This is a genomic window from Sphingobium sp. CFD-1 (assembly GCF_024611115.1).
GTDB classification, from domain to species: Bacteria; Pseudomonadota; Alphaproteobacteria; order Sphingomonadales; family Sphingomonadaceae; genus Sphingobium; species Sphingobium baderi_A.
The window spans coordinates 3,434,686-3,446,205 of record NZ_CP084398.1 but is presented as its reverse complement, the minus strand read 5'-3'; the positions used below and the strand labels follow the sequence as shown (position 1 = coordinate 3,446,205).

The following is an 11,520-nucleotide window of genomic DNA, read 5'->3' as shown; positions in this document are numbered from 1 at the left end:
ACTCTGCCCCTTATTTATTTCTCGTGGAACGACCTTAGCCAGCCGGTGACTGAATAGCGGCGTTGATCGGCAAAGGACGTCACCAGACTTACACTGTGGTCTTGAGGAACGGAAAACAGACTCAGGCCGTTGAAGGTCGGCAGCCAGGCGGAGGCGGTTTCTCCTTCATGAAACATGAGCAGGCCGCCCCATTCAAATCGCCATGATCGAGTGAGGCCAAGAACATAGGCCGCGCGTCTATGCTTGCCGTCGATGGCGTCGTTATGACGCGACAGGAAATCGCCTGATCCATAAGCCGTGGCTTGTGCATCCACAAAGTCAACCTCTTCATCGCCCGTGATTTCGCGCATGAATTCGATAACAGGCCGGGAATTCATGAAATTGACGAAAAAATGCAGGATATCCTCCGGGTTTCTTTGACCTATATCATCAGGAACACGGATGGTTTCATAGCGATATTGGAACCCGTACCGGGCGCTATTCTTGATTGCTTCCTCGAGATTTTTGTTTCTATCGTCGTCAAAGGATCGCCTCAATTCTCGGGACAGCTCAAATATCCTGTCACCGGAATTGATGACTTGCATCCAGTCGGCACGTTGCACGAGAGCAGATAATAATGCTTCAGCAAAGGAAGAATCGAGAAAATCTGAAATTCTAACTCGTCCAGATGCCTTATAGGTATCTTTTATTATATCTAAATTAAGATTTGAATTTATCTTATAGGATATATTCATGATAATCTTACCTATATAGTATTATATTAATATAAATAACATAATAGATAGGAATATAATCTATATTATTTACACTAGGTGTAATTTAAATAAATCATTTTTATATAATTATAACTACGACAAATCGGACATTATATCATTTCTATTTTTATAAGATAGTTATAATATAATTTCTAATTAGCGCTATATGGAAACCCTGTGATAGATTTGCTACAGTTGGCAGCATAATCAACTGGAGTCATTTTCTCTGTCTTTACAGTTCCTCTCGCCATCCGCAGTTTCAAAGCCACTCATGCGCGGGATGCTGTCGGGCATAAATCCCTATCGCGTGATTGTTGAGAGAGCAGAACATTCTCTCGAACTCCAGAGCAAGGGACTGGACAGTGAAAATCATATCGAAAACAGCAAGTTTGCGGAACAGTGCTGGGTCGATCGCTATCGGCATGGCTTTGATTTCATCCTATGCCATGGCGCAGGAATCGACCCAAGGGGAAGATGAACCGATAATTGTCGTTACGGGTTCGCGTATTGCGCGACCGGAACTGGATGTCGCCAATCCCATCGTTGCGGTTTCTGCCGAACAGATCGAGCAGACAGGCCGTACCAACCTGACCGATATTCTTTTGCGCAATCCTGCACTTTCGGCTTCCACCGGCAGTTCGCTGTCCGGAGGCGCGGACGCGGGCTTTGGTGAGACGGGCGTCAACCTGCTCAATCTCCGCAATCTGGGGGAGGAGCGGACACTCGTTCTCGTGAACGGTAAGCGCCACGTCGCCGGCATCGCCAATTCGGCGGCTGTGGATATCAACACTATTCCCGAAGATCTGATCGAACGGGTTGACGTTCTAACGGGCGGCGCATCGGCGATTTACGGCGCGGATGGCGTGTCGGGCGTGGTCAATTTCGTGCTCAAGCGCAATTTCGAAGGACTGACCGCGCGCGCCCAATCCGGCATTTCGTCCAAGGGTGACGCAGCCAATCGCTATTTCAGCGTGACGGCGGGCAAGAATTTCGCGGAAGGGCGCGGCAACATTGCGGTTGCATATGAATATAATAAGTCCGATCGTCTTAGCCCCTTTGCGCGCGGATTTTCGGGAAATCCTGCGAAATATAGGGAAATCCTTCAGAATCAGGATGACTTGGATGATGATCCCAACGTTCCTGATCGGATTCCCTATAGCAATCTGACCTGGGCCGACAGTTCGCCCGATGGTGCCGTGGATCTCGATCTCGACGGCATCCCCGATTTCACCGGCAGCGGTCTTCCTTATGATCGAGGGCAAATCCTGATCGGCGGTAATGCGCGTGCGGTCGGCGGATCGAACACGCCGGTTGCCGGCTATTTCGGCGATCTTCAACCATCGCAGAACCGGCACATGTTCAATATGCTGGCCAGCTATGAATTCTCCCCCGCTATCCGCTTCTATGCAGAGGGCAAATATGTCGAGACCAAAGCCTATTCCGTGGCTCAGCCCAGCTTCGATTTCTTCACTTATCTTCAGCCGGACAATGCTTATCTGGCCGACCGGTTTGGTGCGGGCGCCGCGCCGGACGGTGCCTTGGTATCGCGTGACAATTACGACTTCGGCATTCGCGGCGAAACCGTAAAGCGCAAGACTAAGCGTATCGTGCTCGGCTTTGACGGCGCAATTACCGACAATCTCAACTATGATGTTTCCTATATCTATGGCGAAACCAAGGTCCGTAACCGTCAGACCGCCAATCTGATCGGCGACCGCTACTATGCGGCGCTGGATGCGGTGCGTGATCCTGTGACGGGGGATATCGTGTGCCGGTCGACGCTTGCCTATGGCGGTGTCATCGATCCGGATAATTTTGGCGGTCCTGCCACAACCTTCACGCCGGGCGCGGGTAGCGCCTGTCGTCCGCTCAATGTTTTGGGCAATGGCGTGGCCGATCCTGAAGCGCTCGCCTTCGTGCTGGCCGACAATGTCAGCCGCTCCAAGATTTCGCAGGAAGTGGTGACGGGGTCCGTTTCGGGCAACCTGGATTCGGTTTTCACATTCCCCGGCGGCGGTTCCTTCGGCTTCGCGCTGGGCGGAGAATATCGTCGCGAAAAGAGCCGCGAGACGCCCGATGCGCTGATTCAGAACGGCGAATTCCGTGACTTCGCTGCGCTACCTATCAGCGGCGGGCGTTTCAACGTGAAGGAATTTTTCGGCGAAGTGAATGCGCCGATCCTGTCCAATATGCGTTTCGCCCATCTGCTCTCGGTCGGAGGTGCGATACGTTTTTCCGACTATAGCACCGTAGGCAAGACGACCACATGGAAGGTGGACGGCATTTATGCGCCGATCCCCGATCTGCGGTTCCGTGGATCCTATTCGCAGGCGGTGCGCGCGCCCAATATCGGCGAACTGTTTCAGCCCGCGACGGGCACGTTCCTTCAGGTTCAGGACCCTTGCGATTTCAGGCGGCTGGATGAGGGCACGCAATATCGCCGCGCGAATTGCGCCACCATTTTGTCCGGCCTTGGCCTGACCCCGGACGAGATTGCCAATTTCACGCCTTCCACCATTCCTTCAGTCAATACGACCCGGCGCGGAACGACCGGCGGCAATCCGTTGCTGACGGAGGAGACGGCTAAGTCGTGGACGGCGGGCCTCGTGTTGCAACCCCGGTTCATTCCCGGTCTGACACTCACTTTCGACTGGTACGACATTAAGATCAAAAATGCCGTCAACACGCCTACGCCGACCGAATTGGCGCGGCTTTGCGTGGATCAGCCCACCGCCGAAAATGTGTTCTGCGAGAATATATTCCGTGATCCGGCAACGGGCTTCGTCCTGGGTGACGGCAACGATATCCAGCGTCGCATCGGTTTCAATGTGCGACCGCAGAATGTGGCCGCGCTGCGGACGGCAGGCGCGGATTTCTCCATCCGCTACGTGTTTTCGCCCAGCGAGAATCTCGGCACCTTCAATATCAACCTGATCGGTGGCTATCTGGACAGGAAGACGGAAGTTCCTTCCATCGGCGCTGAGATCGATAATGATATTTTGGAGGCTTACAATCCCCGGTGGCGCGGTACATTGGACCTGGTGTGGAAACTGAACAAGTTCACCGCCAACTATACTTTCACCTATTCCAGCAAGACCCGCCGCTATCTGACGGAGGAATTGACCGGCAATCCCGATCTCGTCGATCCTAAATATGTCTGGTACAAAGAGCTTCAGCAACATGACATCCGCTTCGCCTATGAAGTCGATGAAAGGTTCCAGGTTTATGCGGGGATCAACAATTTCACGGATCAGACGCCGGACCTGGGAGAACTCAGCTATCCGATTTCCGGTGTAGGCCGCTTCCTTTATGCAGGTGTGAAGCTGCAAACCGGCAAGCTGTTTTGAGCACAGTTTTCAGTATCAAAAGAAAAGGGGGGCATATGCCCCCCTTTTTTCGCTAAAGGGTGGGATCAAGCCACCCTCAACACCAACCCGCCATCGCCTTCCTCGACCTTCACCGTCGATCCGTCCGGCACTTCGCCGCGCAGGATCAGGTCGGCGAGCGGGTCTTGCAGGTAACGCTGCACCGCCCGCTTCAATGGCCGCGCGCCATAGACCGGATCGTAACCGACCCGCCCCAGCCAAGCCCGCGCGCCGTCCGTCAGGTCCAGCACCACCTTGCGGTCCTTGAGCAGCTTCTGCACCCGCCCGACCTGAATATCCACGATCGGCGCCATATGGTCCGCGCCCAGGCGGTGGAACAGGATGATGTCGTCCAGGCGATTGAGGAACTCCGGCCTGAAGTGGCTTCGCACGACCTCCATCACCTGCGGCTCGACATCTTCGACGTTCTGGCCGTCCGCCAGATTGGTCAGATACTGGCTGCCCAGATTGGACGTCAGCACGATGATCGTGTTGGTGAAGTCCACCGTGCGCCCCTGCCCATCGGTCAGGCGCCCGTCGTCCAGCACCTGCAACAGCACGTTGAACACGTCGCCATGCGCCTTCTCCACCTCATCGAACAGCACCACCTGATAGGGCCGCCGCCGCACCGCTTCGGTCAGCACGCCGCCTTCCTCATAGCCGACATAGCCCGGAGGCGCGCCGATCAGCCGCGCGACGCTGTGCTTCTCCATGAACTCGCTCATGTCGATGCGCACCATCGCGTTGTCGTCGTCGAACAGGAAGCCCGCGAGCGCCTTGGTCAGCTCCGTCTTGCCGACGCCCGTGGGGCCCAGGAACAGGAACGATCCCAGTGGCCGGTTCGGGTCCTGCAATCCCGCGCGCGAACGGCGCACGGCGGTCGCCACGGCCTTCACCGCCTCCTGCTGCCCGATGACGCGCTTGCCCAGTTCCGCTTCCATGGCGAGCAGCTTCTCGCGCTCGCCCTCCATCATCCGGTCGACGGGGATGCCGGTCCAGCGCGACACGACCGAGGCGATATCCTCGCTCGTCACCTCCTCGCGCAGCATCGCGCCCTGCGTGACATTCTGCGCCTCTTCCAGCTTGCGCTCCAGTTCGGGGATGCGCCCATAGGCCAGTTCCCCCGCTTTCGCGAGGTCGCCGCCGCGCTGCGCCTGCTCCAGTTCCAGCCGCGCGGCATCGAGCTGTTCCTTGAGCTTGCTTTCGCCCGCGATCTTGTCCTTCTCCGCCTGCCAGCGCTGCGTCAGTTCCGCCGACTGCTGCTCCAGATTGGCAAGGTCTTCCTCCAGCGCCGCCAGCCGGTCCGCCGACGCCTTGTCCGTCTCCTTCTTCAGCGCCTCCCGCTCGATCTTGAGCTGGATGATCCGCCGGTCGAGATTTTCGATCTCCTCGGGCTTGCTCTCCACCTCCATCCGCAGGCGCGATGCCGCCTCGTCCATCAGGTCGATGGCCTTGTCGGGCAGGAAACGGTCGGTGATGTAGCGGTTGGAGAGCGTTGCCGCCGACACCAGCGCGCCGTCGGTGATCCGCACGCCATGGTGCAGCTCATATTTCTCTTTCAGGCCGCGCAGGATGGAAATGGTGTCCTCCACCGTCGGTTCGCCTACGAATACCGGCTGGAACCGGCGCTGGAGCGCCGGGTCTTTCTCGACATATTTGCGATATTCGTCGAGCGTCGTCGCGCCGATGCAGTGCAGTTCGCCGCGCGCCAGAGCGGGCTTGAGCAGGTTGCCCGCATCCATCGCGCCTTCGGACTTGCCCGCGCCGATCAGCGTGTGCATCTCGTCGATGAACAGCACGATCTGCCCTTCGGCGCCCTTCACCTCATCGAGCACGCCCTTCAAGCGCTCCTCGAACTCGCCGCGATATTTGGCGCCCGCGATCAGGCTCCCCATGTCGAGCGCCATCAGCGTGCGGTCTTTCAGCGTATCGGGCACATCGCCATTGGCGATACGCAACGCCAGCCCTTCGGCGATGGCGGTCTTGCCGACGCCGGGGTCGCCGATGAGGACGGGGTTGTTCTTGGTCCGCCGCGCCAGGATCTGGATGGTGCGGCGAATCTCCTCGTCGCGCCCGATCACCGGGTCCAGCTTACCGTCCTTCGCGGCTTGCGTCAGGTCGCGCGCGAATTTCTTGAGCGCGTCATAGCGGTCCTCGGCGCTCGCCGTATCGGCGCTGCGGCCTCCGCGCAGGTCGTTGATCGCGGCGTTGAGCGCCTCGGCCTTCACGCCCGCCGCGGCGAGCGCCTTGCCCGCCGCCGTGGTGGAGGCGAGCGTCAGCGCCAGCAGCAGCCGCTCGACGGTGACGAAGCTGTCGCCCGCCTTCTGGGCGACCTGCTCCGCGCTGTCGAGCACGCGCACGGCGTCATTGTCGAGGCCCGGCGTCTGCTGCGCCCCGCTGCCCGACACGGCAGGTATCTTCGCCAGCGCCGCATCGGTATCGCGCACCGCGATCTCGGGCGATCCACCGGCGGCCTTGATCAGGCCCGCGGCCATGCCCTGCTGATCCTCCAGCAGCGCCTTGAGCAGGTGTTCCGGGGTGATCCGCTGATGGTTCATGCGGATCGCGACGGTCTGCGCCGACTGGAGAAAGCCCTTGGCGCGATCAGTGAATTTCTCGAGGTTCATGACATCCCCTTCGTAAAAGCTGTTCGCGATGTAGTGTTGCTAAAAGGCAACACAAGAGGCGTTACGCAAATATCCTATCCGGCCACGCCAAAAAGCCATCGCTTCGCCCTTTCATTCATGGTTTCGCCGCCTTGGCCTCGCCGGGCGCGAAGGCGTCGCCGAAGAAGTCCCCTTCATACCAGCGCGGAGCCTCCGCCGCATCGGCGATCTCCCGCGCAATGGCATAATTCACCCGCGCGAACTTCGCCGCCGCCTCCCAATGGAAAGGAAGGTCGATCTGGTCGGACGGCTTGTGGTAATCGGTCTTGAGGAAATGCTCGAACGCCGCCTTCCCCGGCCCGGCAAAGCCCGTCATCAGGAACACCGAAGGCACGCCTTCCTCGACGAAGCGATAATGGTCCGACCGCGTGAACAATCCCTCCGCAGGTATCGGATCGGGCGACAGGGCGATCCCTTCCGACTTCGCCGCCCGTTCCACGATCGGTCCCAGCGTCGAATGCTCCGCCCCAAAGGCCACCACGTCCTGAAAGTCGTAGGTCAGGATCGGCATGTCCAGATTGACGACGCCCACCAGCTTCCCGCCCGCTGGCAGCACCATGTTCTTGGCCAGATATTGCGATCCCAGCAACCCGTCCTCTTCCGCTGTCACCGCCGCGAACAGGATGGAGCGTTTCGGCCGCGCTCCACTCTCCGCAAAGGCTTTCGCTACCGCCAGCATCGTCGCGATGCCCGACGCATTGTCCATCGCGCCATTGTAGATCTTGTCCTTGCCGGGCGTGTCGGGCTTCACGCCCACATGGTCGAGATGCGCCATCAGCAGTACATATTCTTTGGCCAGCGCCGGATCGGAACCGGGCAGCACCGCCAGCACATTGCTGCTGGGTGCGTGCGTCACGCTGCTAGTCCGGTCGATGCGGACCAGCGGCTTCAGCGCAAATCCCTTGGGCCGCCCGCCCTTCTTCCCAGCCTCGGCCCGGACTGCCGCCAGCGTCCGTCCCGATCCGGCCAGCAAAGCCTCCGCCGCCGCGCCATTGGCATAGGCCGATCCTCTTATCCCCGGTGTGCGGACATAAAGCTGCCCATCGGGTTGCACCCATCCCACGCTGGGGTCGCTCGCCCGCTCCTGCAATCTTTCCCATGGCGTCCGCGCCAACATGGTAGGGCTGGGGATGGTGATGAGGCCGATGGCGCCCGCCTGTTGCGCTGCCCGCGTTTTCTCCGCCGCCAGATGGGCCCCGATCTCGCTTGGCATCCCCACCGGCGATCCCGACAGCGCGACTGCCCATTTACCCTTGAGATTAAGGCCCGCATAATCGTCGATCTTCTCCCGGTCCGACCGGAGCCCATAGCCGACGAAGACCGCGCCAGCCTCAAAACTTTGCTTCGGTTCCCGGCCAAACGCGCCAATCGCCACATCACCGCCATTGTCGAAACGCTTGCCATCGATGGTGAGCCCGGTGGAGTTGTTTTTGTCCAGTTTCGCCACCGCCAGCGACACCGGCTGATACCAGCTATCTGGCACGACCTGTTCCAGCCCCAGCGCGGTGAAGCGCGCCGCGACATAGCGCGCGGCAATATCGTAGCCCCGCGTTCCGCCATCGCGCCCTTCCAGCAGATCATCCGCCAGAAAGCTTATATCCGCGCGGATCGCGTCGGACGAAAAGACGGGCCTGTCCTGCGCTATGGCCATTGAAGGAATGGCAAGGGCAAGAGCCATAGCGGAAAGGGCAATACGAAGGGCCATGAGGAAACTCTCTGATGGTTGGGCCATCGAAACTATCCGCGCCGTCTGTGCTGTCCAGCGGAATGCGTATTGCGTCCATAAAACGCCCCGCTATGCTGCGGCGTAACTGGCCTTCTCCTTGGCCGCATGATCCACGGATTTTCATGAGGCGCTCATGACCTTTGTTCCCCAGTCGCGTCGTGCAGCATGGATGCTCGGCTTGTCTTCGCTCGCGCCCGCTTTGCCTGCCACCGCCATGGCCGCCCCTTCCGCCACCATCGCCGCGCCCGCGCCGCTTTCCAGCCTCGTGACGAAAGTCGACATTCCCTATGAGCAATTCACGCTCAAAAATGGCTTGCGCGTCATCGTCCATACGGACCGCAAGGCACCCGTCGTCGCCGTGTCCGTCTGGTACCATGTCGGATCGCGCTTCGAACCGGCGGGCAAGACCGGCTTTGCCCATCTGTTCGAGCACCTCATGTTCTACGGTTCGGAGAATGCGGACGGTCCCTTCTTCGGGCGGCTGGAAGATATCGGCGCGACCGACTGGAACGGGACGACCTGGTTCGACCGCACCAACTATTTCGAAACGGTGCCGACCGGCGCGCTCGACCGGGCGCTGTTTCTGGAAGCCGACCGCATGGGACACTTGCTGGGCGCGGTGACGCAGACCAAGCTCGATACCCAACGCGGCGTGGTTCAGAACGAAAAGCGCATGGGCGAGAATGAGCCATATGGCCTCGTCGAATATGCCCAGCTTGCCGCCATGCTGCCGGAAGGGCATCCCTATCGTCACTCCACCATTGGCTCGATGGCGGACCTGAACGCCGCTAGCCTGACTGACGTGCAGAACTGGTTCAGGACTCACTACGGCCCGAACAATGCCGTGCTAGTGCTGGCCGGTGATATTGATGTGCCGACCGCGAAGGTGAAGGCGGAAAAGTGGTTCGGCAATATCGCTGCCGGTCCCGCTCCACAGGATGTGGATGCCACCGTCCCCACGCTCGACAAGGATGTCGAGAAAGTGATGCACGACAATGTCGCCGCGACGCGCCTCTATCGCAACTGGATCGTGCCCGGTGTTAATTCGCCGGACCTGCAGCAGCTTGATCTCGCCATGTCCGTCTTCGGAGGGCTGGGCTCCTCGCGGCTCGATAATATCCTGGTGAAGGACGAGAAGGTTGCCGTCGCGGTCAAGGCCAGCATCCAGCCCTTCGAGAAACTTAGCATCGCCGAGATCACCGTGGACGTGAAGCCCGGCGCTGACCCGGTCGCGGTGGGCAAAAGGTTGGACCAGCTTCTCGCCGATTATCTGGCCAAGGGACCGAGCGCTGACGAAGTGCTCCGCGCCGCGACGCAGCAGGTGTCGGGCACGATTTCGGGGCTGGAGAAGGTCGGTGGTTTCAGCGGCAAGGCGGTGACACTGGCCGAAGGCGCTGTCTATTCGAACGATCCCGGCAAATATAAGAAGGACCTTGCCGCCTATGCCGCCGCCACCCCGCAAACGGTGAGGGAGACCGCTCGCAAGTGGCTCAGTCGCCCGGTCTTTTGCCTGACGGTCGCGCCAGGCGAGCGTTCGGCTGCGGATAATGCGCTGGCTGGCAATGCTACGCACAAGCCGGCTTATTTCCGCGATCCCAAGGCGCCCGCGCCCGCCGCCGCACAGCCGCCCGCGCCGACCAAGATCGCCGAGCCGCCGATCGAGCCGGTCGCCGACCTCGTCTTCCCGAAGGTCGAACATGCCAAGCTGAAGAACGGCATCCCCATCGTCTTTGCCCGTCGCGCGACAGTGCCGGTGGTGCGCGTGTCGGTGTCCTTCGACGCAGGTAACGCGGCGGATGACAAGGCGAAGCTGGGCACGGCGGCGCTGACGACCGCGCTGCTGGACGAAGGCACCAAGACGCGCAGTTCCGTCCAGATCGCTGAGGAGCAGGAACGGCTGGGCGCCTCCATCGGCGCGAAGAATGGCATGGATACCACCACGGTCGGACTCTATGCGCTGAAGCCCAATCTCGACGCCTCGCTGGGGCTGTTGTCGGACATCATCCGCAACCCGGCCTTCGATCCCAAGGAAGTGGAGCGGCTGCGCGGCCAGCTTCTGACCCGGATCGCGGCGGAAAAGACCGAACCCATGCCCATCGCGCAGCGCCTGCTGCCACCGCTGCTTTATGGGCAGGCGCATCCCTATGGCATCCCCTTCACCGGCTCCGGCACGGAAAGCGGGGTGAAGGCGGTGGTGCGGCAGGATTTGACCGCCTTTCATGACACATGGCTGCGACCCGACAATGCAACGATTTTCGTCACTGGCGACACGACGTTGAGCGAGATCATGCCGCTGCTGGAAAAGCGGTTCGGCGACTGGAAGGCGCCCGCCGCGCAGAAGGGTACGAAGCTGTTCCGCATGGACCGCATGATGCGCCCGGCCCGGATCATCCTGGTCGACAAGCCGCAAAGCCCGCAATCGATGATACTGGCTGGTGTGCTCACCAACAAGCAAGGCACGGATAATCCCGTCGATCTCCTCACCGCTAATGAGGTGCTGGGCGGCAGCACGACCTCCCGCCTCATCATGGACCTGCGCGAAACGAAGGGCTGGGCCTATTATGCCGGGACCGCGCTGCCCGGCGTCAAGGAGACGATCCCGCTGCTGGTCTATGCCCCGGTGCAGACCGACAAGACCGGCGAGTCGATTATCGCGGCGCGCAAGGATATCAGCGAATATCTGACCGCGAAGGGCACGACCGAGGCGGAACGCAACCAGACGATCAACAGCCAGATTCTCTCGCTTCCCGGCAGTTTCGAGACATCGACCGACCTGCTGGGGGCGATGATGCGGAACAACCTGCTCGGGCGGGCGGACAATTATTATGAGACGCTGCCCGGCACCTATCGCGCAATGACGGCTGCGGACATGGACAAGGCCGCGCGGGAGGCGATCGACGCCGATCGGCTGATTTGGGTCGTGGTGGGCGACGCGAAACTGGTGCGGCCGCAGCTTGACGCGGTCGGCCTGCCGGTGGAGATGGGCACGTTGGCCGATTGACGGCTGC

The 11,520-nt window shown here is 60.1% G+C and carries 5 protein-coding genes; 2 read left to right on the top strand and 3 right to left on the bottom strand.

Annotated features, from left to right (window positions below):
- Window positions 1–14: 14 nt before the first annotated feature.
- The gene (locus LDB26_RS17320) at window positions 15–734 is read right to left on the bottom strand and encodes a 2OG-Fe(II) oxygenase family protein (RefSeq protein WP_257539351.1); all 720 of its coding nucleotides are present in this window, start codon (window positions 732–734) and stop codon (window positions 15–17) included.
- 443 nt (window positions 735–1,177) lie between these two features.
- On the opposite strand from LDB26_RS17320, the gene LDB26_RS17315 reads away from it, so the two are divergent.
- On the top strand, window positions 1,178–4,102 hold the full coding sequence (locus LDB26_RS17315; RefSeq protein WP_257539350.1) for a TonB-dependent siderophore receptor: 2,925 nt from the start codon (window positions 1,178–1,180) through the stop codon (window positions 4,100–4,102).
- Window positions 4,103–4,167: 65 nt separating this feature from the next.
- Here the strand turns inward: LDB26_RS17315 and clpB are convergent, their stop codons facing one another.
- Window positions 4,168–6,747: an ATP-dependent chaperone ClpB gene (gene clpB, locus LDB26_RS17310; RefSeq protein WP_257539349.1), complete on the bottom strand. Its 2,580-nt coding sequence runs from the start codon at window positions 6,745–6,747 to the stop codon at window positions 4,168–4,170.
- A gap of 115 nt (window positions 6,748–6,862) precedes the next feature.
- Window positions 6,863–8,491, bottom strand: coding sequence for a M28 family metallopeptidase (locus tag LDB26_RS17305; protein ID WP_257539348.1), 1,629 nt, complete (start codon window positions 8,489–8,491; stop codon window positions 6,863–6,865).
- A gap of 154 nt (window positions 8,492–8,645) precedes the next feature.
- Here LDB26_RS17305 and LDB26_RS17300 point away from each other — a divergent pair, with 154 nt between their 5' ends.
- A complete protein-coding gene (locus tag LDB26_RS17300) occupies window positions 8,646–11,513 on the top strand; it encodes a pitrilysin family protein (protein WP_257539347.1) in 2,868 nt (955 codons plus the stop codon).
- The last annotated feature ends 7 nt before the right edge of the window (window positions 11,514–11,520 follow it).